The organism is Citrobacter freundii ATCC 8090 = MTCC 1658 = NBRC 12681, from assembly GCF_011064845.1.
Classification (GTDB): Bacteria; Pseudomonadota; Gammaproteobacteria; order Enterobacterales; family Enterobacteriaceae; genus Citrobacter; species Citrobacter freundii.
In genome coordinates this window covers 353,163-377,331 of sequence record NZ_CP049015.1, presented here as the reverse complement: position 1 = coordinate 377,331, position 24,169 = coordinate 353,163, and the positions used below count along the sequence as shown (strand labels likewise).

Annotated in this window: 24 protein-coding genes and 2 pseudogenes; 11 read left to right on the top strand and 15 right to left on the bottom strand. The window is 53.4% G+C overall.

The features are described 5' to 3' along the window. Positions 1-4: 4 nt before the first annotated feature. The 3 genes and pseudogenes from G4551_RS01765 (at position 5) to G4551_RS01755 (ending at position 2,211) form a co-directional block, all read left to right on the top strand. Positions 5-1,073 (top strand): annotated as a pseudogene (locus G4551_RS01765) (hydrolase). Continuing rightward, positions 1,070-1,288 (top strand): YheU family protein, encoded by a 219-nt coding sequence (locus G4551_RS01760; protein WP_003023615.1) that lies wholly within the window; start codon positions 1,070-1,072, stop codon positions 1,286-1,288. The pseudogene G4551_RS01765 and the gene G4551_RS01760 overlap by 4 nt, the downstream one beginning before the upstream one ends. A 53-nt stretch (positions 1,289-1,341) precedes the next feature. After that, positions 1,342-2,211, top strand: coding sequence for a phosphoribulokinase (locus G4551_RS01755; RefSeq protein WP_003827751.1), 870 nt, complete (start codon positions 1,342-1,344; stop codon positions 2,209-2,211). Between the two features lie 98 nt (positions 2,212-2,309). Here G4551_RS01755 and G4551_RS01750 read toward each other — a convergent pair whose 3' ends face one another. Further along, complete coding sequence (locus G4551_RS01750; protein ID WP_003023611.1) at positions 2,310-2,714, bottom strand: OsmC family protein; 405 nt, start codon at positions 2,712-2,714, stop codon at positions 2,310-2,312. Between the two features lie 306 nt (positions 2,715-3,020). Between G4551_RS01750 and crp the strand changes: the two genes are divergently transcribed. Together crp and G4551_RS01740 are read left to right on the top strand one after the other, a co-directional pair. Next, positions 3,021-3,653, top strand: coding sequence for a cAMP-activated global transcriptional regulator CRP (gene crp, locus G4551_RS01745; protein ID WP_003837950.1), 633 nt, complete (start codon positions 3,021-3,023; stop codon positions 3,651-3,653). A gap of 51 nt (positions 3,654-3,704) precedes the next feature. After that, positions 3,705-5,792 (top strand): YccS/YhfK family putative transporter, encoded by a 2,088-nt coding sequence (locus G4551_RS01740; protein WP_003837947.1) that lies wholly within the window; start codon positions 3,705-3,707, stop codon positions 5,790-5,792. Here the strand turns inward: G4551_RS01740 and G4551_RS24015 are convergent. From G4551_RS24015 to ppiA, 6 genes and pseudogenes are all read right to left on the bottom strand, one after another. After that, positions 5,785-5,883 (bottom strand): annotated as a pseudogene (locus G4551_RS24015) (hypothetical protein); the annotation flags it as partial. The gene G4551_RS01740 and the pseudogene G4551_RS24015 overlap by 8 nt on opposite strands. A 4-nt stretch (positions 5,884-5,887) precedes the next feature. Next, entirely contained in the window at positions 5,888-7,105 is a 1,218-nt protein-coding gene (argD, locus tag G4551_RS01735) for a bifunctional acetylornithine/succinyldiaminopimelate transaminase (RefSeq protein WP_003837946.1), read from the bottom strand. A gap of 85 nt (positions 7,106-7,190) precedes the next feature. Beyond that, positions 7,191-7,754: an aminodeoxychorismate synthase component 2 gene (gene pabA, locus G4551_RS01730; RefSeq protein ID WP_003837945.1), complete on the bottom strand. Its 564-nt coding sequence runs from the start codon at positions 7,752-7,754 to the stop codon at positions 7,191-7,193. A 31-nt stretch (positions 7,755-7,785) separates the two neighbouring features. Beyond that, positions 7,786-8,388 (bottom strand): putative adenosine monophosphate-protein transferase Fic, encoded by a 603-nt coding sequence (locus tag G4551_RS01725; protein ID WP_003023599.1) that lies wholly within the window; start codon positions 8,386-8,388, stop codon positions 7,786-7,788. Then, complete coding sequence (locus G4551_RS01720) at positions 8,378-8,545, bottom strand: YhfG family protein (protein ID WP_003023597.1); 168 nt, start codon at positions 8,543-8,545, stop codon at positions 8,378-8,380. Before G4551_RS01720 ends, G4551_RS01725 begins: the two co-directional genes overlap by 11 nt. 106 nt (positions 8,546-8,651) lie before the next feature. Further along, positions 8,652-9,224, bottom strand: a complete 573-nt coding sequence (ppiA, locus tag G4551_RS01715; protein ID WP_003023595.1) for a peptidylprolyl isomerase A — start codon at positions 9,222-9,224, stop codon at positions 8,652-8,654. 264 nt (positions 9,225-9,488) lie between these two features. On the opposite strand from ppiA, the gene tsgA reads away from it, so the two are divergent. The 6 genes from tsgA (at position 9,489) to G4551_RS01685 (ending at position 16,673) form a co-directional block, all read left to right on the top strand. Then, positions 9,489-10,670: an MFS transporter TsgA gene (gene tsgA, locus G4551_RS01710; protein WP_003023593.1), complete on the top strand. Its 1,182-nt coding sequence runs from the start codon at positions 9,489-9,491 to the stop codon at positions 10,668-10,670. 306 nt (positions 10,671-10,976) lie between these two features. Further along, the gene (gene nirB, locus G4551_RS01705) at positions 10,977-13,520 is read left to right on the top strand and encodes an NADPH-nitrite reductase large subunit (RefSeq protein ID WP_003837943.1); all 2,544 of its coding nucleotides are present in this window, start codon (positions 10,977-10,979) and stop codon (positions 13,518-13,520) included. Continuing rightward, positions 13,517-13,843: a nitrite reductase small subunit NirD gene (nirD, locus tag G4551_RS01700; protein ID WP_003023590.1), complete on the top strand. Its 327-nt coding sequence runs from the start codon at positions 13,517-13,519 to the stop codon at positions 13,841-13,843. The genes nirB and nirD overlap by 4 nt, the downstream gene beginning before the upstream one ends. A gap of 198 nt (positions 13,844-14,041) precedes the next feature. Further along, complete coding sequence (gene nirC / locus G4551_RS01695) at positions 14,042-14,851, top strand: nitrite transporter NirC (RefSeq protein ID WP_003023587.1); 810 nt, start codon at positions 14,042-14,044, stop codon at positions 14,849-14,851. 15 nt (positions 14,852-14,866) lie between these two features. Beyond that, on the top strand, positions 14,867-16,240 hold the full coding sequence (gene cysG / locus G4551_RS01690) for a siroheme synthase CysG (protein WP_003837940.1): 1,374 nt from the start codon (positions 14,867-14,869) through the stop codon (positions 16,238-16,240). 262 nt (positions 16,241-16,502) lie between these two features. After that, positions 16,503-16,673, top strand: coding sequence for a YhfL family protein (locus G4551_RS01685; protein WP_003837939.1), 171 nt, complete (start codon positions 16,503-16,505; stop codon positions 16,671-16,673). A gap of 64 nt (positions 16,674-16,737) precedes the next feature. Here G4551_RS01685 and G4551_RS01680 read toward each other — a convergent pair whose 3' ends face one another. The 8 genes from G4551_RS01680 to yhfZ all read right to left on the bottom strand — a co-directional run bounded on the left by G4551_RS01680 (position 16,738) and on the right by yhfZ (position 24,151). Beyond that, complete coding sequence (locus tag G4551_RS01680) at positions 16,738-17,826, bottom strand: aminotransferase class I/II-fold pyridoxal phosphate-dependent enzyme (RefSeq protein WP_003837935.1); 1,089 nt, start codon at positions 17,824-17,826, stop codon at positions 16,738-16,740. 13 nt (positions 17,827-17,839) lie between these two features. After that, positions 17,840-19,144: a YhfT family protein gene (locus tag G4551_RS01675; protein WP_003837933.1), complete on the bottom strand. Its 1,305-nt coding sequence runs from the start codon at positions 19,142-19,144 to the stop codon at positions 17,840-17,842. Positions 19,145-19,155: 11 nt separating this feature from the next. Continuing rightward, a complete protein-coding gene (locus tag G4551_RS01670; protein WP_003023576.1) occupies positions 19,156-19,509 on the bottom strand; it encodes a DUF2620 domain-containing protein in 354 nt (117 codons plus the stop codon). 10 nt (positions 19,510-19,519) lie between these two features. Continuing rightward, entirely contained in the window at positions 19,520-20,398 is an 879-nt protein-coding gene (locus G4551_RS01665; protein ID WP_003837930.1) for a phosphotriesterase-related protein, read from the bottom strand. After that, positions 20,395-21,621 carry a phosphopentomutase gene (locus G4551_RS01660; RefSeq protein ID WP_003837928.1) on the bottom strand — a complete coding sequence of 409 codons (1,227 nt, stop codon included), beginning with the start codon at positions 21,619-21,621 and terminating at the stop codon, positions 20,395-20,397. Before G4551_RS01660 ends, G4551_RS01665 begins: the two co-directional genes overlap by 4 nt. Next, positions 21,621-22,784, bottom strand: coding sequence for a YhfX family PLP-dependent enzyme (locus G4551_RS01655; RefSeq protein WP_003837926.1), 1,164 nt, complete (start codon positions 22,782-22,784; stop codon positions 21,621-21,623). Before G4551_RS01655 ends, G4551_RS01660 begins: the two co-directional genes overlap by 1 nt. Positions 22,785-22,867: 83 nt before the next feature. Beyond that, positions 22,868-23,230 (bottom strand): hypothetical protein, encoded by a 363-nt coding sequence (locus tag G4551_RS01650; RefSeq protein WP_003023568.1) that lies wholly within the window; start codon positions 23,228-23,230, stop codon positions 22,868-22,870. A gap of 15 nt (positions 23,231-23,245) precedes the next feature. Then, positions 23,246-24,151, bottom strand: a complete 906-nt coding sequence (gene yhfZ, locus G4551_RS01645) for a GntR family transcriptional regulator YhfZ (protein ID WP_003837923.1) — start codon at positions 24,149-24,151, stop codon at positions 23,246-23,248. Between the last annotated feature and the right edge of the window lie 18 nt (positions 24,152-24,169).

Genomic DNA, 24,169 nt, shown 5'->3' with positions numbered 1-24,169 from the left:
CGCTGTGCGCGGTATAGTTATTCTTTCCGATTATTAATTGCTCCGGTGTTATGGTTGAAATCACGTCCACAGAAATGACCCCACCTACCGACGATTCGCGAGAATTCCGCCCGATGCGCGGTATCAGTAACCGCCATCTGCAGACGATGCTGCCGCGATTAATTCGCCGTAAGGTGAAGTTCGACGCCCACTGGCAGCGTCTGGAATTGCCCGACGGTGATTTCGTCGATCTGGCGTGGAGTGAAGATCCACAACAGGCGAAACACAAACCGCGCCTGGTGGTTTTTCACGGTCTGGAAGGTAGTCTGAACAGCCCCTACGCACATGGCCTGATTGAAGCAGCACAAAAGCGCGGCTGGCTGGGCGTGGTAATGCATTTTCGCGGTTGCAGTGGTGAGCCCAATCGTTTGAACCGTATTTATCACTCCGGTGAAACAGAAGATGGCACCTGGTTTTTACACTGGCTGGAACGTGAGTTCGGTCGCGCACCGACCGCCGCGGTAGGTTATTCACTCGGTGGAAACATGCTGGCTTGTCTGCTGGCAAAAGAAGGCAACAATATTCCGATAGATGCAGCGGTTATCGTTTCTGCGCCTTTCGTGCTCGAAGCCTGTAGCTACCATATGGACAAGGGCTTTTCCCGTGTCTATCAGCGCTACCTGCTCAATTTATTGAAAGCCAACGCCTCGCGTAAGCTTGAGGCGTATCCCGGTTCGCTGCCGGTAAGCCTGGCCCAGTTGAAATCTTTGCGCCGCATTCGCGATTTTGACGATCTGATCACCGCCAAAATCCACGGTTTCGCCGATGCTATAGACTATTACCGCCAGTGCAGCGCCATGCCGTTGCTCAATCGGATCGCCAAACCAACGCTGATTATCCATGCTAAAGACGATCCGTTTATGGATCATCACGTGATCCCGAAACCGGAAAATCTGCCTTCGCAGGTGGAATATCAGCTGACTGAACATGGCGGCCACGTCGGATTTATTGGTGGCACAGTGCGCCGTCCTGAGATGTGGCTGGAATCAAGAATCCCGGACTGGCTGACAACGTATCTGGAGGCGTCATCATGATTATCCCATGGCAAGATATCTCTCCGGACGCGCTGGACAATCTGATTGAAAGCTTTGTCTTGCGTGAAGGCACCGATTACGGTGAACATGAACGCTCGCTCGAACAAAAAGTCGCCGACGTCAAACGCCAACTACAATCAGGTGAAGCCGTGCTGGTGTGGTCCGAACTGCATGAAACGGTCAACATTATGCCGAGGAAGCAGATTCACGAGTAATCCGTAGCCGCCGGCCGACTTTACTATAATTACAACCATTTCATGGAGTTGTTATGTCTGCCAAACATCCGGTGATTGCGGTAACAGGATCCAGCGGCGCGGGGACCACCACCACCAGCCTCGCGTTTCGTAAAATTTTCGCGCAGTTAAACCTGCGCGCCGCCGAGGTGGAAGGTGACAGTTTTCACCGCTATACCCGTCCGGAAATGGACATGGCGATTCGCAAAGCACGCGATGCTGGGCGGCATATCAGCTATTTCGGCCCCGAAGCTAACGACTTTGGTCTGCTGGAGCAAACCTTCATTGAATACGGCCAGACGGGCAAAGGTCAGTCGCGTAAATACCTGCACACCTACGATGAGGCCGTACCGTGGAATCAGGTTCCGGGGACATTTACGCCCTGGCAGCCGCTGCCTGAACCGACGGATGTCCTGTTCTATGAGGGACTTCACGGCGGCGTTGTCACCCCTCAGCAAAATGTGGCCCGGCATGTCGATCTGCTGGTTGGCGTGGTGCCGATCGTGAACCTGGAGTGGATCCAGAAGCTGACCCGCGATACCAGCGAGCGTGGACACTCGCGTGAAGCGGTGATGGACTCGGTGGTGCGCTCAATGGACGATTACATCAATTACATCACACCACAGTTTTCCCGTACGCATATCAACTTCCAACGCGTACCAACCGTCGATACCTCTAATCCCTTTGCCGCCAAGAGCATTCCGTCACTCGATGAAAGCTTTGTCGTGATTCATTTTCGTAATCTGGAAGGGATCGACTTCCCGTGGCTGCTGGCCATGCTGCAGGGCTCATTCATTTCTCATATCAATACGTTGGTCGTACCGGGCGGAAAAATGGGTCTGGCGATGGAATTGATTATGCTGCCGCTGGTGCAGCGACTGATGGAAGGCAAAAAGATAGAGTGATATGTGGAAAGCGCCCGATGGCGCTTCGCTTATCGGGCCTACGACTCAACATCACCCTATAGGCCGGATAAGGCAACGCCGCCATCCGGCATCAGCAATTACGCGGCAACCACTTCATAGGAGTGGGTAATATTCACCGCCTTTTCCAGCATCAGCGCCACGGAGCAATATTTTTCCGCCGAAAGATCGACCGCACGTGCGACGGACGCATCTTTCAGATCGTTACCCGTTACGATGAAATGCAGGTTGATATGGGTAAACAGGCGCGGCGCTTCATCACGACGCTCGGAGGTCAGCTTCACTTCGCAGTTGGTCACATCCTGACGACCCTTTTGCAGGATCGACACCACATCAATTGCGCTGCAACCACCCGCAGCCATTAAGACCATTTCCATCGGGCTCGGCGCTTTATCACCGGAGTTACCGTCCATCAAAATCTGGTGGCCAGAAGCGGACTCACCGAGGAAGGTCAGCCCTTCGACCCACTTAACACGTGCTTGCATATTTTATTACTCCGATGCATCAATTTTCCTGACAGATTACGCGCACACAACAAATCTCGCAACGGAAGGCGACCTGCGTCATGCTGAAGCGAGACACCAGGAGACACACGGCGAAAGCTATGCTAAAACAGTCGGGATGCTACAGTAATACATTGACGTACTGCATGTATGCAGAGGACATCACATTACAGGCCGTCGCACGTATTGACAGCCCCCTTCCCAGGTAGCGGGAAGCACATTTTTGCAAACCCAGAGACAGGATGTTTTTTGGCTCTGGAGACAGCTTATAACAGAGGATAACCGCGCATGGTGCTTGGCAAACCGCAAACAGACCCGACTCTCGAATGGTTCTTGTCTCATTGCCATATTCATAAGTACCCATCGAAGAGCACGCTGATTCACCAGGGTGAAAAAGCGGAAACGTTGTACTACATCGTTAAAGGCTCAGTGGCAGTGCTGATCAAAGATGAAGAAGGGAAAGAAATGATCCTTTCTTATCTGAATCAGGGCGATTTTATTGGTGAATTAGGCCTCTTCGAAGAAGGTCAGGAACGCAGCGCCTGGGTCCGTGCTAAAACTGCATGTGAAGTCGCTGAAATTTCCTACAAAAAATTTCGCCAATTAATCCAGGTCAATCCAGATATTCTGATGCGCCTGTCCTCTCAGATGGCTCGCCGTCTGCAGGTCACGTCTGAAAAAGTGGGCAACCTTGCCTTCCTCGACGTTACCGGTCGTATCGTGCAGACTCTGCTGAATCTGGCGAAACAGCCTGATGCGATGACCCACCCGGACGGCATGCAGATTAAAATCACCCGTCAGGAAATCGGCCAGATCGTTGGCTGCTCCCGTGAGACCGTCGGTCGTATTCTGAAGATGCTGGAAGATCAGAACCTGATCTCCGCACACGGTAAGACCATCGTCGTCTACGGCACACGTTAACCCCATCGAAGTGGCGCGTTACCCCGTAATGCGCCACTTTTGTTTGCTCCGATGTGGCGAAGACTGATATACCACCCAGAGATCAACTACGCACTACGACAAACGCTGGTGCTATGTTTACCTGTGGCCGTCGGCCTGATCATCGGTCAGCTTCATCTGGGACTCCTCTTTTCCCTCGTCCCTGCCTGCTGCAATATTGCCGGTCTTGATACCCCGCATAAGCGCTTTTTCAAACGCTTAGTGATTGGCGCGTCTTTGTTTGCCGGATGCAGTCTGATCATGCAATTACTGCTGGCACAGACTATACCGCTGCCACTGATCCTCACCGGCCTGACGCTGATTCTTGGTGTAACCGCAGAATTAGGCCCTCTGCATGCGCGACTACTACCAGCCTCGCTTATCGCGGCAATTTTCACACTCAGTCTGGCAGGTAACATGCCCGTCTGGGAGCCGCTGCTAATCTACGCGCTGGGCACATTGTGGTATGGCCTGTTCAACTGGTTCTGGTTCTGGATGTGGCGCGAGCAGCCGCTGCGTGAGTCGCTCAGCTTGTTGTACCGCGAATTAGCCGATTACTGTGAGGCCAAGTACAGCATGCTGACTCAGCATGCCGACCCAGAAAAAGCGCTGCCTCCCCTGTTGGTGCGCCAGCAAAAAGCGGTGGATTTAATTACCCAGTGCTATCAGCAAATGCATATGCTGTCGGCGCATCGCAACAACGATTATAAGCGCCTGCTACGTGCCTTTCAGGAGGCGCTCGATTTACAGGAACATATTTCCGTTAGCCTCCACCAGCCGGAAGAGGTGCAAAAGCTGGTCGAACGTAGCCACGCCGAACAAGTGATTCGCTGGAATGCGCGCACCGTTGCCGAACGCCTTCGCGTACTGGCCGATGATATTTTGTATCACCGCTTACCGACCCGTTTCTCAATGGAAAAGCAGATTGGCACGCTGGAGAAAATCGCCAACCAGCATCCGGACAATCCGGTAGGTCAATTTTGCTACTGGCACTTCAGCCGTATTGCCCGTGTGCTACGCACCCAGCGACCACTGTATGCCCGTGATTTAATGGCTGACAAGCAGCGTCGGCTGCCGCTGATCCCTGCCCTGAAAAGCTATTTGTCGTTGAAATCCCCTGCGCTGCGTAATGCCGGACGCATCAGCGTCATGTTGAGCATTGCCAGCCTGATGGGCAGCGCCTTACACCTGCCAAAACCTTACTGGATTTTGATGACAATCCTGTTCGTCACGCAAAATGGCTACGGGGCAACCCGGGTACGTATTTTACACCGTTCAGTAGGGACGCTCGTCGGCCTGGTGATCGCTGGCGTCACGCTGCACTTTCATATCCAGGAAGGTTACACGCTGGCAGGCATGCTGCTGATAACCCTGGTGAGTTATCTGACCATCCGCAAAAACTACGGCTGGGCTACCGTCGGCTTTACGGTCACCGCGGTATATACCCTGCAACTGCTGACGCTGAACGGGGAACAGTTTATCGTGCCGCGGTTTATCGATACGATCACTGGCTGCCTGATCGCTTTTGGCGGGATGCTCTGGCTGTGGCCGCAGTGGCAGAGCGGTTTGCTGCGTAAAAACGCCCACGATGCGTTAGAAGCCGATCAGGAGGCCATTCGCCTGATTCTTAGCAACGATCCCCAGGCCACACCGCTGGCGTATCAACGCATGCGGGTCAACCAGGCGCATAACACGCTGTTCAACTCACTTAACCAGGCGATGCAGGAACCTGGGTTCAACTCGCACTATCTGGCGGACATGAAACTGTGGGTTACGCATAGTCAGTTCATCGTCGAACACATCAACGCAATGACTACGCTGGCAAGGGAACATACGATGCTGACGCCGGATTTGGCGCAGCGTTATCTGGAGTCCTGTGAAATTGCGATCCAGCGCTGTCAGCAGCGGCTGGAATATGACGGACCCGGAAGCTCCGGCGATGTGAATATTCTTGAGGCGCCAGAGATGCTGTCCCATGGGCCTTTAAGCACCCTTGAGCAGCATCTGCAGCGGGTTTTGGGGCATCTGAACACCATGCATACCATTTCGTCGGTAGCATGGCGTCAGCGACCGCACCATGGGATCTGGCTGAGCCGCCGGTTGCGGGATATGAAAGGTTAAGAGAATTGCCGGATGGCGGCGTAAACGCCTTATCCGGCCTACAGAGTAAGGTGTGATTCGTAGGCCGGATAAGCGTAGCGCCATCCGGCAATCCGTCAACCCATCACTTTCGCCACGGCCTGCGCGAAGCGCTGCATCCCTTCATCGATATCAGTCTGCTCCACCACCAGCGACGGCGCGAAACGCATCACGTCCGGTCCGGCGTTCAGTACCATCACGCCTTCATTCGCCGCGGCGTACAAGAAATCACGCGCCCGGCCTTTAAACTGCGGCTTCAGTTCGGCGCCAATCAGCAGTCCCATACCGCGAATGTCGCTGAAAATGTCAAACTGCTGGTCAATTTTCTGCAAATGCTGAACAAACGCCTGGCGTTTGGCCTGAATACCTTCCAGCACTTCCGGCGTGTTGATGATATCAAACGCAGCTCCCGCAACCGCGCAGGCCAGCGGGTTACCGCCGTATGTGGAGCCGTGTGAACCCACGTGGAACGCGGAGGCAATCTCCTGGGTGGTCAGCACCGCGCTCACCGGGAAACCGCCACCAAGCGCCTTGGCGCTGGTGAGGATATCCGGCGTCACGCCGTAGTGCATATAGGCAAACAGTGAGCCAGTACGCCCCATCCCGCTCTGTACTTCATCAAATACCAACAGCGCCTGGTGCTGATCACAAAGTTCACGCAAGCCATGCAGGAATGCCGGCGTTGCCGCAGTAACACCACCCTCGCCCTGAATAGGCTCGATCACCACCGCGCAGGTGTGATCGTCCATCACCGCTTTGACCGCATGCAGATCGTTAAACGGGACATGGATGATATCTGCCGGCTTTGGTCCAAAGCCGTCGGAATATTTCGGCTGCCCGCCGACGGATACGGTAAACAGCGAGCGACCATGAAACGCGTTATGGAAGGCAATGATTTTGGTTTTGAACGGGCTATGACGCACGCAGGCATAGTGGCGCGCCAGCTTAAAGGCGGTTTCGTTAGCTTCGGTACCGGAGTTCATGAACAGTACGCGTTCGGCGAAAGTCGCATCAATGAGTTTACGACCTAAGCGTAACGCCGGTTCGTTGGTGAAAACGTTGCTGGTATGCCACAGGGTTTCACCCTGGGTTTTTAACGCCTCAACCAGCGCAGGATGACAATGCCCTAACGCGGTAACTGCAATGCCGCCCGCGAAATCAACATACTCTTTACCCTGTTGATCCCATACTCGACTCCCTTTCCCTTTTACCGGGATAAACTCAGCCGGTGCATAAATCGGCAGAATCACTTCATCGAATGTCGCGCGTGTAATTGCAGTTTGTTCAGTTGCCATGTCATTACCACCCTGTTAAGCAGAAATGCTAGTGAAATTATAATCACAAAATATGAATAAAAAATCACTGAATAGCAACCACAAATCACCGGTTGAGGAAATTAGCCAGCAGCTGATGCCCCTGTTCGCTGAGAATGCTCTCCGGGTGAAACTGCACCCCTTCCATATCCCACTCCCGGTGGCGAATACCCATGATCTCCTGCGTTTCACTCCAGGCGGTCACCTCAAAGCAGTCAGGAAGGGTTTCGGGAGCGACCACCAGAGAATGATAGCGCGTTACCGTTAATGGATTGGCGAGCCCCTGAAAAACGCCCTGCCCGTTATGCGTAATCGGCGACGTTTTACCATGCATCACTTTCGCCGCCCGAACCACGGTCGCGCCAAAGGCCTGCGCCATCGCCTGGTGCCCCAGACAAACGCCCAGCAGTGGGATCTTCCCTGAGAAATAGCGAATAACCTCCAGCGAAATACCGGCGTCATCCGGCGTACAGGGTCCCGGGGAAATGACGATTTTTTGCGGGCTCAGCGCGTCAATTTGCGCCAGCGTCAACTCGTCGTTGCGCCTGACAAGGACATCTGCCCCCAGTTCGCAGAAGTATTGGTACAGGTTCCAGGTGAAAGAATCATAGTTATCGATAAGCAGGATCATGGCGGCTCCGGTACATAAGAACCGCGCTATTCTACTCAGTTTCCGGTGCTTCGCTTACCACTTTACGAAATATCGCCCGCAGTGCAGACAGGTCACCCATCGCCCCGCTCTGATTAGCCTGATTCCACTCCTCAACCGGAATGCCATCCCAGCTCAGCACATACCCTGCATGAATCGCTAACTGTTCGAAGAAAATACGCTGCGCCAGACCGCTACCAATGCGAAACGGATGCAGCACATTGATTTCGCAATAATAGTGCGCAAGACGATCGACAAACTTGTCTTCCGGTAATCCCACCAGCCAGGACTCATCTTCCAGGTCCTGCATCAGTGCATTGCCCTCTTTCTCGATATAGGCGAAATGGCAAAAGCGAGTATCGCCCTGGTAAATATCGACTTCGCGCAGGTGTCCCGCCCAGTCAAAAATATCCCGATACAGCTGGCGATGAATGGCGCACAGGTGCGGTAAGCCCCGTTTAAGCGGCCCCAATTCGATAGTCGCCGCACGCAGCGCCGTCAGTTCATAAGCCGCCTGCGCCAAACGCTGCGCCTGATGAATCCCCAGACGGTTACGCATGACATTCAGGCCCGGATATAAATACGGGTCGCGACCATCACCGAATTTATCGCTCATAGTGCCTCCTCAGCTCTTCAAGACGCGCCAGAGCGTCTTCAGCACTCAGAGTAACCCGTAGAATATCTACGCCTTCCAGCCGTCGGCTGGCCTGGAAATTGGCGTTTCGCCGCTGTTCCCACAGCCTGGACTTTTGTTTATCGGTGAGTTTTTTCACGTGACCTCCCTGAATGAGCCGACACTTGCCACAAGTATAAGCAGCAATTTCGGGTTACGCAGAGAGAGGGGGGAACGCGGGCAAGAACTACCCGCGCGAGATACGATTACGGCAGAACTTTAGCAGAAAGGATAACAATCGGTTTTGACGGAACATTCTGGTATGGACCGACATCATGGGTCTGTACCTGAGAGATCTTATCCGCGACATCCATACCTTTCACAACTTTTCCGAAGACAGCATAGCCAAAGTCGCGCTGGCCGTGATCGAGGAAAGCGTTGTCTGCAATGTTGATAAAGAACTGGCTGGTCGCGCTGTCTTTATCCGCAGTGCGCGCCATAGCAATCGTGCCGCGGGTATTACGCAGTCCGTTATCGGCTTCATTCTTGATTGGCGGGTTAGGTTTCTTCTGCTGCATCTGCTCGGTAAAACCGCCACCCTGCACCATGAAGCCAGGGATCACACGGTGGAACGTAGTGTTGTTATAGAAACCGCTGTTGACATAATCGACAAAGTTTTGCACTGAAACCGGGGCTTTCTGACTGTTCAGCTCCAGCTCAATGTTACCAGCAGAGGTTGTCAGCAGAACATGAGGGTCACCTTTTGCTGCCAGTGCTGCGGGAGAGAGAGCAGAAAGAGCGAGAACAGCTGCAACAGCCGCCAGAGTCGATTTGAGCATGAGAATTCCTTAACAAGAGCAGAAATGAAGCAAGTGAATTGATTCTAAAGAGCCTTCAAGGACAAGGCCATCCCTTTACCTAATTTTACGTACTTGAAACAAATGTAACCTTACTGCCGCATGAATCAATGTGATTTAGATCACATACAAAAATGTAATAAACAAAGTCATTACCAATAAATATTTAAATACATCACAAAAGCACCTAAAATCTGCCCGCTCACGGCGCAGTCAATGCGCCTTACACTTCTATACAGGCCAGTCATGACTAACAGCAATCGCATCAAGCTCACATGGATTAGCTTTCTCTCCTACGCCCTGACAGGTGCGTTGGTAATTGTCACCGGGATGGTGATGGGAAACATCGCAGATTACTTCCATTTGCCCGTTTCCAGCATGAGTAACACCTTCACCTTCCTGAATGCCGGCATTCTGATCTCTATCTTTCTAAATGCATGGCTAATGGAAATCGTGCCCCTGAAAACCCAGTTGCGCTTCGGCTTTATCCTGATGGTACTGGCAGTCGCCGGACTGATGCTCAGCCATAGCCTGGCCTTGTTCTCTGCCGCCATGTTTGTATTGGGTCTTGTGAGCGGTATAACCATGTCGATTGGTACGTTCCTGGTAACTCAAATGTACGAAGGTCGCCAGCGCGGTTCCCGCCTGCTGTTTACTGACTCCTTCTTCAGCATGGCCGGTATGATTTTCCCGATGGTTGCCGCGTTCCTGTTAGCGCGCAGCATCGAATGGTATTGGGTCTATGCCTGCATCGGCCTGGTATACGTCGCTATTTTCCTGCTGACCTTTGGTTGTGAATTTCCGGCACTGGGTAAACACGCTCAGCAGTCAGACGCGCCGGTAGTAAAAGAAAAATGGGGGATTGGCGTGCTGTTTCTGGCGATCGCCGCGCTGTGCTACATCCTCGGTCAGTTGGGCTTTATCTCCTGGGTTCCGGAATACGCCAAAAGCCTGGGTATGAGCCTGAACGACGCAGGTAAACTGGTCAGCGACTTCTGGATGTCTTACATGGTTGGCATGTGGGCGTTTAGCTTCATTCTGCGTTTCTTCGATTTGCAACGCATCCTGACCGTACTGGCGGGTCTGGCCACCGTACTGATGTATCTGTTTATCACGGGTACGCCGGAACATATGCCGTGGTTCATTCTAACGCTGGGCTTCTTCTCCAGCGCGATTTATACCACCATCATTACCCTTGGATCCCAGCAGACGAAGGTCGCCTCACCCAAACTGGTTAACTTCGTTCTGACCTGCGGCACCATCGGTACTATGCTCACCTTCGTGGTAACCGGCCCTATTGTGGCACATAGCGGCCCACAGGCGGCATTGCAGACGGCTAACGGCTTATATGCGGTTGTATTCGTAATGTGCTTTATTCTTGGCTTCGTCACGCGTCATCGCCAGCATAACGCGCCAGCAACGCATTAATTTCAGTGCCGGGGGCGCTTCGCTAGCCCGGCCTACACACTGCCGGATGGTATCCACATCATCCGGCATATTTTCGCCTCCTCTCTTCTTTCTCTGGTCATGTAGGCCAATTCTTACAAAAACCCCTTAATTTGTACGCTATTTGTACAAACACGAAAACTCAAATAATTCCGTCACTTATAAAAATGCTGACAAATCAGTTATATACCTCTTAAGGAGTATATAAGGGCGAATTTGATTTGCATCAATAAGTGCGGTTGCTGAATCGTTAAGGTAGGCAGTAATAGAAAAGAAATCGAGGCAAAAATGAGCAAAGTCAGACTCGCTATTATCGGTAATGGTATGGTCGGCCATCGCTTTATTGAGGATCTTCTTGATAAATCCGACGCTGCCAATTTTGATATTACCGTCTTCTGTGAAGAACCCCGCAAAGCATACGACCGCGTACACCTGTCTTCCTACTTCTCCCACCACACCGCCGAAGAGCTTTCTCTGGTGCGTGAAGGATTCTACGAGAAGCACGGCGTTAAGGTGTTAGTGGGCGAGCGCGCAATTACCATTAACCGCCAGGAGAAAGTAATCCACTCCAGCGCAGGTCGTACGGTTTACTACGATAAGCTAATCATGGCGACGGGCTCTTACCCGTGGATCCCACCGATTAAAGGTTCGGAAACCCAGGACTGCTTCGTTTACCGCACCATCGAAGACCTCAACGCGATTGAGTCTTGCGCGCGCCGTAGCAAACGCGGTGCCGTGGTCGGCGGCGGCCTGCTGGGCCTGGAAGCCGCTGGTGCGCTGAAAAGCCTCGGCGTTGAAACCCACGTGATTGAATTCGCCCCAATGCTGATGGCTGAACAGCTGGATCATATGGGTGGCGAGCAGTTACGTCGCAAAATTGAAAGTATGGGCGTGCGTGTGCACACCAGCAAAAACACCAAAGAGATCGTTCAGGAAGGCACCGAAGCGCGCAAAACCATGCGTTTTGCCGACGGTAGCGAACTGGAAGTCGATTTCATCGTCTTCTCTACCGGTATTCGTCCACGCGACAAACTGGCCACCCAGTGCGGCCTTGACGTCGCGCCACGCGGCGGTATCGTCATTAACGACACCTGCCAGACTTCTGACCCGGACATCTATGCCATCGGCGAATGCGCAATCTGGAACAACCGCGTGTATGGTCTGGTCGCTCCTGGCTACAAAATGGCGCAGGTTGCCGTTGACCATATTCTCGAAACTGAAAACGCCTTTGAAGGCGCGGACCTGAGCGCCAAGCTGAAGCTGCTCGGCGTTGACGTCGGCGGTATTGGTGACGCGCATGCTCGCACGCCGGGCGCACGTAGCTATGTCTATCTCGACGAAAGCAAAGAAGTCTACAAACGCCTGATCGTTAGCGAAGATAACAAAACCCTGCTCGGCGCGGTTCTGGTTGGCGACACCAGCGATTACGGCAATCTGCTGCAGTTGGTGCTGAACGCCATTGAACTACCGGAAAATCCAGATTCACTGATTCTGCCAGCACACGCGGGCAGCGGTAAGCCATCTATCGGTGTCGATAAACTGCCGGACAGCGCGCAGATTTGCTCCTGCTTTGACGTCACCAAAGGCATGCTGGTTGCCGCTATCAACAAAGGCTGCCATACCGTTGCGGCGCTGAAAGCGGAAACCAAAGCCGGTACCGGCTGTGGCGGTTGTATCCCGCTGGTAACGCAGGTCCTGAACGCCGAACTGGCGAAACAGGGTATCGAAGTTAACAACAACCTGTGCGAACACTTCCCGTATTCACGTCAGGAACTGTTCCACCTGATCCGCGTAGAAGGCATTAAAACTTTCGAAGAGTTGCTGGCTAAACACGGTAAAGGTTACGGCTGCGAAGTGTGTAAACCTACCGTGGGTTCCCTGCTGGCGTCCTGCTGGAATGAGTACATCCTCAAACCACAGCACACGCCGCTGCAGGACACCAACGACAACTTCCTGGCCAATATCCAAAAAGACGGTACTTACTCCGTGATCCCGCGCTCTGCGGGCGGTGAAATTACCCCTGAAGGCCTGGTGGCCGTGGGCCGTATCGCGCGTGAGTTTAACCTGTACACCAAAATTACCGGTTCTCAGCGTATCGGTCTGTTCGGCGCGCAGAAAGATGACCTGCCGGAAATCTGGCGTCAGCTGATTGAAGCGGGTTTTGAAACCGGCCACGCGTATGCCAAAGCGCTGCGTATGGCGAAAACCTGCGTAGGTAGCACCTGGTGTCGTTATGGCGTCGGCGATAGCGTCGGCTTCGGCGTGGAGCTGGAAAATCGCTACAAAGGCATTCGTACCCCGCACAAAATGAAATTCGGCGTCTCCGGTTGTACCCGCGAATGTGCGGAAGCTCAGGGCAAAGACGTGGGTATCATCGCCACTGAGAAAGGCTGGAACCTGTACGTTTGCGGTAACGGCGGGATGAAACCTCGCCATGCAGACCTGCTGGCAGCAGATATCGATCGCGAAACGCTGCTCAAGTATCTTGATCGTTTCATGATGTTCTACATCCGTACCGCCGACAAACTGACCCGTACCGCACCGTGGTTAGACAATCTGGAAGGCGGCATCGAGTATCTGAAGTCCGTCATCATCGACGACAAGCTGGGCCTGAACCAGCATCTTGAAGAAGAGATGGCCCGTCTGCGTGAAGCGGTGGTCTGCGAGTGGACAGAAACCGTTAACACTCCATCCGCGCAGGTTCGCTTCAAACACTTTATCAACAGCGATAAACGCGATCCGAATGTCCAGGTTGTGCCTGAACGTGAACAACATCGTCCGGCCACGCCTTATGAGCGTATCCCGGTGACTCTGGTGGAGGAAAACGCATGAGCCAGTGGAAAAACATCTGCAAAATCGATGACATTCTGCCTGCAACAGGCGTCTGCGCCCTGTTAGGTAACGAGCAGGTTGCGATTTTCCGCCCGTATCACAGCGACCAGGTGTTTGCGATCAGCAACATCGACCCGTTCTTTGAGTCCAGCGTGCTTTCTCGTGGGCTGATTGCTGAACATCAGGGCGAATTGTGGGTTGCCAGCCCGCTGAAAAAACAGCGTTTTCGTTTAAGCGACGGACTGTGCATGGAAGACGAACAGTTCTCCGTGAAACATTACGAAGCGCGAGTGAAAGACGGCACGGTGCAACTGCGCGGTTAATAAATTTTTGGGAGGCGCAACGCCTCCCCTTTTTTGTATTTTTTTCATTGTAATTGTTATCACAAAATCATTTGTGCTGCATCGCGGCGGCAACTGAGCAACCCCCCAAGAGCATAGTTCACTATGTGACTGGGGTGAGCGAGGGCTGCCAACAAAGAGGCAGTGCAAAGGATGAAGTGAGAAAAGGATAATCAACACATGTTCACAGACACTATCAATAAGTGTGCGGCTAACGCTGCGCGCATCGCACGCCTGTCGGCAAATAACCCGCTCGGGTTCTGGGTCAGTTCGGCAATGGCAGGGGCCTACGTTGGCCTCGGCATCATCCTTATTTTTACCCTCGGTAACCTGCTCGACCCGTCCGTACGTCCGCTGGTGATGGGTGCAACCTTTGGTATCGCCTTAACGCTGGTTATTATTGCCGGTTCAGAACTGTTTACCGGTCACACCATGTTCCTGACGCTCGGCGTCAAAGCGGGCACCATCAGCCACGGCCAAATGTGGGCTATCCTACCGCAAACCTGGCTGGGAAATCTGGTCGGATCCGTGTTTGTCGCCCTGCTTTATAGCTGGGGAGGCGGCAGTCTGCTGCCGGTCGATACCAGCATCGTCCATTCGGTCGCGCTGGCGAAAACCACCGCGCCTGCAACGGTGCTGTTCTTTAAAGGCGCACTGTGTAACTGGTTGGTTTGTCTGGCAATATGGATGGCAATCCGTACCGAAGGCGCGGCAAAATTCCTCGCTATCTGGTGGTGTCTGCTGGCGTTTATCGCTTCAGGCTACGAGCACTCGGTGGCCAACATGACGCTGTTTGCCCTCTCCTGGTTCGGTCATCACAGCGAAGCTTATACCCTGTCAGGAATTGGTCATAACCTGCTGTGGGTGACACTCGGTAATACTTTGTCCGGTGTCGTATTCATGGGATTAGGTTATTGGTATGCTACGCCAAAATCGGAGCGTCCGGCTCCGGCAAAAATCAACCAGCCAGAGGCGGCTGCTAATAATTAATTAAGGGGTAATGTCGTGGACCATTTGCCTATATTTTGTCAACTACGTGACCGCGACTGCTTGATCGTCGGCGGTGGTGATGTCGCAGAACGCAAAGCGCGGTTACTGCTGGAAGCGGGCGCCCGTTTAACGGTTAATGCACTGGCGTTTATTCCGCAGTTCAAAGTATGGGCAGATGAAGGCATGCTGACGCTGGTTGAGGGACCGTTCGATGAGTCCCTGCTCAACACCTGCTGGCTGGCTATTGCCGCCACCGATGACGATGCCGTCAACCAAAGCGTCAGCACCGCCGCGGAGTCACGCCGTATCTTCTGCAACGTGGTCGACGCGCCAAAAACAGCCAGTTTTATCATGCCCTCCATTATCGACCGCTCGCCGCTGATGGTGGCGGTCTCCTCCGGCGGGACATCGCCGGTGCTTGCCCGTCTGCTGCGTGAAAGGCTTGAATCCGTACTGCCTCAGCATTTGGGCCAGGTCGCACAATATGCCGGCAAGTTGCGCTCCCGGGTGAAGCAACAGTTTGCCAGCATGGGTGAACGTCGCCGCTTCTGGGAAAAATTGTTCGTGAATGACCGCCTGGCGCAGTCGCTGGCGAACAATGACCTAAAAGCCGTCGAGGAAACCACCGAGCAAATGCTCAGCGAACCGCTGGATCACCGTGGTGAAGTGGTACTGGTTGGCGCCGGTCCTGGCGATGCCGGCCTGCTGACGCTGAAAGGGCTACAGCAGATCCAGCAAGCGGATGTCGTGGTCTATGACCGCCTGGTTTCCGACGACATCATGAACCTTGTACGCCGCGATGCAGACCGGGTGTTCGTCGGCAAACGTGCGGGCTATCACTGCGTACCGCAGGAAGAGATCAATCAGATCCTGCTGCGTGAAGCACAGCAGGGCAAGCGCGTGGTACGACTGAAAGGTGGCGACCCATTCATCTTTGGCCGTGGTGGCGAAGAGCTGGAAACGCTGTGCCATGCCGGTATTCCATTCTCTGTAGTGCCTGGTATTACCGCAGCCTCTGGTTGTTCTGCCTATTCCGGCATTCCACTGACCCATCGTGATTACGCTCAGAGCGTGCGTCTGGTTACCGGACACCTGAAAACCGGCGGTGAGCTGGACTGGGAAAACCTGGCGGCCGAGAAACAGACGCTGGTTTTCTACATGGGACTGAATCAGGCAGCCACCATCCAGGAAAAACTGATTGAATTTGGCATGCAGCCTGATATGACCGTCGCGCTGGTAGAAAACGGGACTTCCGTGAAGCAACGCGTCGTCAACGGGGTTCTGACACAGCTCGGCGAGCTGGCACAGCAGGTTGAAAGTCCGGCGCTGATTATCGTCGGTCGCGTGGTTGGACTACGCGATAAGCTGAACTGGTTCTCGAATCATTAATTGAATGCTAATAAATGCCCTGATATTCAGGGCATTTATTTATGATTCACAAAAGTTAATATTTAATCTAAATAAAATATAATTCATCAATTTATTAATAATAGATACATTTCATAGCATTTTAATTCATTAAAAATATAATTTACCCTAACATTATCACGTCCTTATTCGGACTATTTAAAATCTTCCTTAGTTGATATCTTAACCGCCGAGAAATGGATTTCATCCATTTAAAAAATAGATATCTTACAAGGATTTTATCATGTTTAAATTTGCAAAAATCACCATCGTGGCAGGTGTACTGGCTACGCTGACCGCATGTACTGGTCATATTGAAAACACAAAAAACAACTGTAGCTACGATTATTTATTCCATCCGGCGATTTCAATTTCTAAAATTATTGGTGGCTGCGGCCCGGCTGCAAATCAATAATATACGCGATTGCGCAGATACAAAAAACCGGGAATTTCCCGGTTTTTTCATTTTAGATTTACGCTCACTCACATGCACTCACGCTTTCCCGCAAAATCCGCAGCACCGTGTCCTCGCCACTGCGATTGGGATTAATACGAATCGCATAGTCGCTCAGCTCTGGATTCGCTTCACGGAAGGTCCCGGAGAGGCGATAAAACAGCGGCGGGATTTCATATTTCGACTCCGCTCCTACCGGATACGGTAGCGCACCTCTCTCTTGCGCCGCTTTCAGCACACGGGCGGCAATCGGCTGGTGAAACTCCACGATCAGCACCTTCGACTGGGCATTAGCAATAACCGCTTTTTTCACCTCAGGTATCGCTCCACTATCGAGCAGATTCAGCAGACGCTCAGAAACGCCAGCCTGCACCGCATGCATCACCGGAGCGAAAACCAGACCGCGAAGTACCTCGAGCGCCTGCGCTCCCTGGATCTGGCTGCCGCCGGAATAGAGGGTGCTACGAATTTTAGCGATGACCTCTGCCTTGCCGACAACCGCCCCTACGCCTTCCGGGCCGAAGAGCTTAAAGCAGGAAAAGGTGGACAGCGTCGCCCCACACTCGCAGCCGATACCCTCTACTTTCATCACCGCGTAGTTATCATCGGTTAATGTCGGTACGCCGCATTGTGTTATTTCCGCCAACACATCCGCTAAAACGTAATGGTCCTGCGGTTGCTGCCGCGTATGCTGTACCAGCGCGGCATCAGGGCGATACTGCGTAATAGCTCGCGCGATTGCCGGGAGGCAGTTGAAATCAGCCCTGACCAGGGTGATGCCCATCTGCTCGATGATCACCTGTGTTGTAGGATACACAGGCGCGTCGTGAACCAGCAGTCGCTGGCCGGGTTTGAGCAGTGCGGCCAGCCCGGCGCGAATAGCCCCGGTGCCAGCGCCCTGAACCAGCACGGCGGCTTCAGCATGAAACGCCTCGGCCAGCACCTTTTCCACACGCTGTGTGATCCGGGGCTGATTCAGCCCCGGGGTCAGCCCCAAATCGCCACCGGCCAGAAAGTCAGCACCTGGAAAATGACGACAGAGCGTATCCACCAGCGCAAACTGCTTTTGCTGTGCCTGCGCAAGCGTCAGGCTTTGCAGAGGGAACGTCTTCATGTTTTACGCCTCCTCAGACCGGAACAAACAGACCAAACCAATAAAGAATGTTGAGCAGGATACCGGTAATCATTACCGCTACGACCGGGGCCGCCATCTTCTGCACCGGACGCCCGATCGATTCGTTGAGGAAGTAAATCGCTACCGCAATCGAGAAGCCGGTGTAGCCCGCCATCTTGATGGCGGCAAATATCGAGCCTACCAGTAGCGCCATTTCCATCAGCATATTCATCGCATTACGAATATTGTCCGACGCGTTACGCACTGACGGATAACGCCCCAACCATTTGCCAATGGAGCGCAGTAGCAGCACTTCCGCTGAAATCACGATAGCGCCAAGGAGTGCCGCTATCCACGGGTTCGGAGCCAGATAACCAACGGAATAAACAAAGGTGAAGCCCGCTACCGCGTAAACACCGGTTGCCAGCGCGGTGGTGGCAATCAACGGCACAAAACCCAACCCACGCATAAATTCCGCCAGCGCCGCCTGGTTAATCAACGTCTGCGATTGCTCAGGCGTAATCCCCGCTGAATAGGCTTTTTCCAGCGTAAAAATTGAGACCTCGCTACCAGCAAAAATTTTCATACTGGCAACGGCGGCAATCAGCGCGCCAACGATGGCAATATACGGCAGGTTTTTAATAATCCGTGAGGTTCGTTCTTCAAAGACAGATAATCCGCTGGCATCCATCTCTTCATCGCCACGATGGCGAATATCATGCGTAATAGCGATCGCCAACAGCATCATCATCCCCACAAAAATCTCAATCGATTCCGGGTTCAGATGCGGGAAGTAACGCACCACCACCACGCGGGTCATTAGTACTACCACCGCCGCGATAATGCTGTGCTTCCAGCCAAACTGGTAGAAAATCGCCACCAGCGGGAAGAGTGCGAATGCGGAAACCACCGGAGAACTCAGCTCACCGAGGCTGCCCAGTACATCAACCGGCAGCGCCGTGAGCAAATGGTTCACCGGCAGCAGGCAGGTCAGAATCAATATGCCCCAGATAGCGCCCAGACCGAACGCCAGCAGGCTGTTCATTGCCAGCACGCCGAGAATATCCGTCGGCAGGAACAGCAGCCAGGCGTTGAGCAAGCCGGTTTTCAGGGTAAAGGAGATCCCCACCGACGCGACAAAGCCGATACTCAGACCAAACGCGATACTTCCCGCCTCCCGGCGGTTCATGTACCCCTCGATCAGCTGCGGCAGAATCGGGCGGATGCCGTCATGAAAGACGGCCGCCGAGCGGTGTGCCAGAAGTGACGTCATGCCGGTCAGGCAGGCCACCACCACAATCTGAATATACAGATCCATAGTCATGCCTTTTATTTCAGGTGGTTAACCAGCATCGGAATCGCATGTTCAACATGTTCGACGGAGAGACCAAACGCCACTTTCCCTTCCGCAACCATTTTTGCGATATGTTCGTCTTTCGCCTTAATACCCGGCTTGGCGATAGTGCAACTCTTGTTGTAGCCAATCACCGCGATGGCAATCGACAGTGCTGCACCCGCACCGGTGTTACAAGCGCCGATGTAGTAATCCAGTTGTCCGGATTTCACCTTCATCGCCGCTTCCATATCGTTATGAATGGAGACTTCAAAGCAGCCCGGTGCTGCGGTTTCGATGGTTTTTTTAATCTGCTCACGCTGTAAGCCAGCAACGCCAATCTTTTTCATGATTCTGTCCTTATTGGAAAAATTTTGAGGGGTTATCACGTAACATCGTGTCCACATCGGCCTGACTGAATCCTGACTGGCGCAGCTGTGGGATAAAGGTGGTTAACAGATAGTCGTAGCCATTGCCGCCATTGGCTTTTAAATGCGAGCGGCGGGTAATGTCCATAGAGAGCATGACGTGGCTAAGCAGTCCGCAATCGCGTATCGCGTGCAGCATGGCGATGCGTTTCTCGTCCGGGTAATAGTTGTTTTTTCCGATGGTATCGAATTGCACATACGCGCCGAGCTCGATCATGCGTAAGATATTGTCGAGATTATCTTTCAGGTCGCAGTGACCAACGGTTACGCGGGAAAGGTCGACGCCGTGCGCCTGTAGCAACACCAGCTGTTCCACTCCCATCGTGCTAAAAGAGGTATGGGTTGAGATGGGGCGTCCGGTTTCGATGTGTGCCCGTGCCGCGGCGATAAACACCTTCTCTTCAAGCGGCGTAATCACGCCTTCACTAGAGCCAATTTCCGCGATAATTCCGGCCTTCAATTCAGTGCCATCAATACCGACGACAATCTCATCGACCATCTCCTGCGCGAGCTGTTCCACGCTGCGCGCCGCAACATGTTCAGGGAAGAACGCATCCTGGTAATAGCCTGTGCAGGCCACGACGTTAATTCCGGTATCGCGCATCAGGTCGAGCATGAATTGCGGATTACGTCCCATATAGCGGTTGGTCATCTCAATAATGTTGCTGACACCTGACGCCCGGAGATCCTTCATTTCCTGACAAATGAGATCGTACTGATCTAACCGGCAGTCGAGGTTATTCTTAAATCCGGAGAGATCGATATGCAGATGTTCGTGGACCCAGGTGTAGCCCGTCGGATCAAAGTTCATAAGGTGTCTCCTGTAAGGCGCAATGCCGAGAGAAAAGAACAGCCGTTTTGTGGCGCCGCCGCGCCGAAAAATTCACACACCGTAGCGCCAACATCGGATAACGTCGCCCGGATGCCTAATTGCGCAGGCTCAAGCCCCTGTTGATACACCAATACCGGCACAACTTCCCGGGTATGGTGGCTGTGCCCTATGGTCGGATCGTTGCCGTGATCGGCCATGACCACCAGACAGTCATTTGGCTCCATAGCGGTCAGAAGGCGTGAAAGATTAAGATCAACAAGCTGCAGCCGTTCGGCATAACGTGCGACGTCTTCAGCGTGTCCGGCGAGATCGGTTTCCTGAATGTTGGTACAGATAAATACCGTCGATTCCGCGTTAAATTCGTTAAGCGTGATATCCATAATCTGCTGGCTATCTACCAGGTTTTGCCAGCTGCGCCCGTGCGGATTGCCAACGATGTCCGCCACTTTACCGACCAGCACGGTAGGGATTCCGGCGTCATGCAGTTTTTGCGGTACCTGTACCTGCTCATCTACGCCAAAGCCCATATGCCTGACCTGAAAACCGCTTTCATACGCGCCGGAGCGTGGGGCATTAATGCCGACAAAGCGCCCTTCCATCGTTTCGGCGGCATCCAGAATGCGCTGGCTGTTCGCAAGCTGACCGCCAAAGGTGATGACGCGCCCGACCTGAACCTGTTCGCGCACTACGCGGCCAATCTTTAGCACCTCATCAAACGCAATGGCGGACAGATTGGCAGTGACGTTGTAGACCTGACCTAAATCCGCCTCTAGGTTATCGCCCACTGCAACCGCATCGTTGATCCAAAGAAACGCCAGCTCGCCGCCGCGACGTTCCACCTGCCAGCCCGCGACTTTCAGCGCTTGCTCAACGCGATCAATAACGTCGCTAAATGGCATCCGCAGCGGTGCCTGAGGCCGTGTGCCTAAAATCTCCTGATGGCCCATAAAGGTATCTCCCCCTTCATGCTGCAGCTCCGCAACGCCCCAGACTGCCGATTCCGAAGGTTTCATCACGCCCGGCGCAAAGCCCAGAGCGTTAATCAGCCCCAACTTCTCAAGCGTTGGCAGCCGTAACTGCGGGAGTTCGCCCAGGATATGACCACAGGTATTCGCTCCGGCATCCTGCGGCCTGACCCGCGTGACGTCTTTCATTGCGCCAACGCCAAAACTGTCGATTACTAACACCACGAATCGGGCCATTAGTCCTCCAGAATATTGCCGAGACTGTCGTATCGCGCGACGATTTCAGCTACGCCGCGCTGAATGCCCGACACCAGTACCACGTCGCTACGCGTCACGAAGATCTGGGTGCGAAAACAGAAGATCACCGCGCTGCTCACCGGAAACTCACCGGCCACAGGCAGGTAGTAGTCAATGCTGCTGTCGTCCACGGGTTTTAGCTTCGCTGCGATCGGCGCGTCATTTTCTGGCGTAAAGACCAGCGCATTTTGCGCATGGCCGCGACGATAATAGCCCCCGCCGTAGCAATAACTGTCTCCGCGAAAATTGTGCGATATCTCGCTCAACCACAGCATCGCAATGCGTTCCGGCTGGTCGCCTTTTTGATTTGAAGGAATGGTGCCGGTCAACGCATGACCCGGCTCCGCATGGGTGACGCCATATTCCGCCAGCAGGGGGAGTGACGAACAGCTACTGGCTGACGGCGCATTAAGCTGCTCAATGGCAATCCCGGCCTCAACCAACTGACGTCGGGCATTTACCAGCGTATGCAGATTAGGCGTCGGCATCGTCTGCGCGGAGTTTTCATCCCATAACAGGCAGGGGAAATGGGTGAGGCCGCTCAGGCGCAGGCCCGGCAGCCTGCGGATTTCATTGACCACATCCGTCAGATACATCAGCGGAAATCCGCTTTCCTGCCCCGGGTAGAGAAAATCATCTTTGTTGTACACCTTCAGCATCACGTTCTGTTCACAGCCGGCCTTCACCGCAGCAGCGGAAACTTCGCGCGCTTTCTCCAGTGAGAACAATGTGATGACTTCAGTACCTTGCGCTACAGCCTCATTGACCAGCCGCGACGGGATCTGCACCAGATGTCCCTGATGCGCAACCGGCAACCCGGCACGGCGCATGACGCGACTCTCCTTGTAATCGACAACCACGATGCCTTCATAGCCAAGCTGCAACAGTTTCTCCGCCAGCCACGGGTTACGTCCAACCTGTTTGGTCATCAGATACAGCGAGATACCATGTTGCCCCGCGACATCCAGCAGACGTTTGCCATTCTCAATGACCTGGTCAACATCAATGACCCAACTATCAGGGGCGATCTTTCCCTGCTGCCATAACGCGATAGCGGCGGAGATTAGCGCGGGGTTCTGGCGTTTCAATGCGTCTATAAACATTTCTCGGCCTCGTTTCTAATCCTTCAGTTAAATATTCATTTTTTTGAATATTTAAGATGCAATAAGCTCATTCCCCATTGATTTCAGACGCCTTCGTTCGCCGCCATCCACAATCCATACAAGTTCGCCAGCATATAGCCTTCTTCATTCGCGTGCAGCGCCACCGTAAACTCTTTCATCAGCGCCTGATGTACCAGCAAAATAGTTGGCCAGAGATGAGATTGCGCCAACTCCTCCAGCAACTCGCCATCCAGCGCTTCAATCACTTCGCCCTGGCGGCTGCGCATTAACGCACTCGCCATATGGGTCATCGCCATGGTTCCTTGCTCGCTGTGAATCGGCAAACGCCACTCTTCATCCAACCGCCTGACCACTTGCAGCATGCCGCTACAAATATCCTTGTCGATAACGCCTGCTTCACACAGCAGGTTAAGCCTGTTTTCCATGTCGTTTGCCTTCACTTAATAACTGGGTTCCTGTTCACCGTTCGCCACACGTTGTTGGTGGGCAAGCAGCGCCTCTTTGTTAACAACGGCGCGCAGTAGCTGCTGCATCGCATAATCCTCTGCGCGGGTAAGTACCACGGCCTCCGTGGCCTGCAGAAATCGCGGGTCGTTGGTGAGCGGCGTGGCTTCTAACCCCAGTACCGCCAGCTCGGCCTCTGCAACCACGTTCCAGATAACCGCATCCACATCCCCTTTCGCGATGCGCTGCAAGCTTTCGTGATAAGGCATATCGATCAATTCAACGTTACGGTTGCCAAAACAGGCCTCGGTCATGATTTTCTGATCCGCCGAACGGTTATCGAGCCCGACACGTTTTACAACTGCAGATTCGCCCTTGCGACAAATTAGCTGATGCTCGCCAACGTAGGTATGTGGTCCCAGCGCCAACGTGATGCGCAGCCCGTCCTGAGCAAGGTAACTTTCCGCCGCCAGACGAGAAACCACCGCCATGTCGTAGACGCCGTTTAGCAGGCATTCCACGCGAATATCAGCCCCACGCATGTGTGCGTAATAAAACGGGATCCCATCGAACTGCGCTTTCAGCCCACTCGCCAGCCCTTCATATAAACGGGTGTAAGGCAGCGGCATCGCACAGACCACGTTATTAATATCCACATGCTTTAGCAGCGTACGGTTATCCATCTCCACCAGATAGCTACCGTTGCGCCCACGACGCTCAATACGGATTGCCCCAGAGGATTCCAGCGTTTTCAACGCAGCCTGGGTTAACCCTACCGATGAGTGACACTCGGCTGCCAGTTCATCGATAGTTTTCAATCTGTTACCGCACTTCTCACCGAGCAGGTAACGGGCCAGGGTTGTCAGCACAACCCCCTCTTTCTTGATAAATGTCCGACGCATTTTATATTTTCAGTAAAT

Coding starts and splice junctions, on each gene's coding strand:
- G4551_RS01750 (WP_003023611.1), bottom strand. CDS start 2,714: ATGCAAGCACGTGTTAAGTGGGTCGAAGGGCTGACCTTCCTCGGTGAG.
- G4551_RS01760 (WP_003023615.1), top strand. CDS start 1,070: ATGATTATCCCATGGCAAGATATCTCTCCGGACGCGCTGGACAATCTG.
- nirB (WP_003837943.1), top strand. CDS start 10,977: ATGAGCAAAGTCAGACTCGCTATTATCGGTAATGGTATGGTCGGCCAT.
- tsgA (WP_003023593.1), top strand. CDS start 9,489: ATGACTAACAGCAATCGCATCAAGCTCACATGGATTAGCTTTCTCTCC.
- G4551_RS01755 (WP_003827751.1), top strand. CDS start 1,342: ATGTCTGCCAAACATCCGGTGATTGCGGTAACAGGATCCAGCGGCGCG.
- yhfZ (WP_003837923.1), bottom strand. CDS start 24,151: ATGCGTCGGACATTTATCAAGAAAGAGGGGGTTGTGCTGACAACCCTG.
- G4551_RS01685 (WP_003837939.1), top strand. CDS start 16,503: ATGTTTAAATTTGCAAAAATCACCATCGTGGCAGGTGTACTGGCTACG.
- G4551_RS01675 (WP_003837933.1), bottom strand. CDS start 19,144: ATGGATCTGTATATTCAGATTGTGGTGGTGGCCTGCCTGACCGGCATG.
- G4551_RS01655 (WP_003837926.1), bottom strand. CDS start 22,784: ATGTTTATAGACGCATTGAAACGCCAGAACCCCGCGCTAATCTCCGCC.
- nirC (WP_003023587.1), top strand. CDS start 14,042: ATGTTCACAGACACTATCAATAAGTGTGCGGCTAACGCTGCGCGCATC.
- argD (WP_003837946.1), bottom strand. CDS start 7,105: ATGGCAACTGAACAAACTGCAATTACACGCGCGACATTCGATGAAGTG.
- G4551_RS01660 (WP_003837928.1), bottom strand. CDS start 21,621: ATGGCCCGATTCGTGGTGTTAGTAATCGACAGTTTTGGCGTTGGCGCA.
- G4551_RS01680 (WP_003837935.1), bottom strand. CDS start 17,826: ATGAAGACGTTCCCTCTGCAAAGCCTGACGCTTGCGCAGGCACAGCAA.
- ppiA (WP_003023595.1), bottom strand. CDS start 9,224: ATGCTCAAATCGACTCTGGCGGCTGTTGCAGCTGTTCTCGCTCTTTCT.
- G4551_RS01725 (WP_003023599.1), bottom strand. CDS start 8,388: ATGAGCGATAAATTCGGTGATGGTCGCGACCCGTATTTATATCCGGGC.
- G4551_RS01740 (WP_003837947.1), top strand. CDS start 3,705: ATGTGGCGAAGACTGATATACCACCCAGAGATCAACTACGCACTACGA.
- G4551_RS01665 (WP_003837930.1), bottom strand. CDS start 20,398: ATGAACTTTGATCCGACGGGCTACACCTGGGTCCACGAACATCTGCAT.
- G4551_RS01670 (WP_003023576.1), bottom strand. CDS start 19,509: ATGAAAAAGATTGGCGTTGCTGGCTTACAGCGTGAGCAGATTAAAAAA.
- G4551_RS01650 (WP_003023568.1), bottom strand. CDS start 23,230: ATGGAAAACAGGCTTAACCTGCTGTGTGAAGCAGGCGTTATCGACAAG.
- pabA (WP_003837945.1), bottom strand. CDS start 7,754: ATGATCCTGCTTATCGATAACTATGATTCTTTCACCTGGAACCTGTAC.
- crp (WP_003837950.1), top strand. CDS start 3,021: ATGGTGCTTGGCAAACCGCAAACAGACCCGACTCTCGAATGGTTCTTG.
- nirD (WP_003023590.1), top strand. CDS start 13,517: ATGAGCCAGTGGAAAAACATCTGCAAAATCGATGACATTCTGCCTGCA.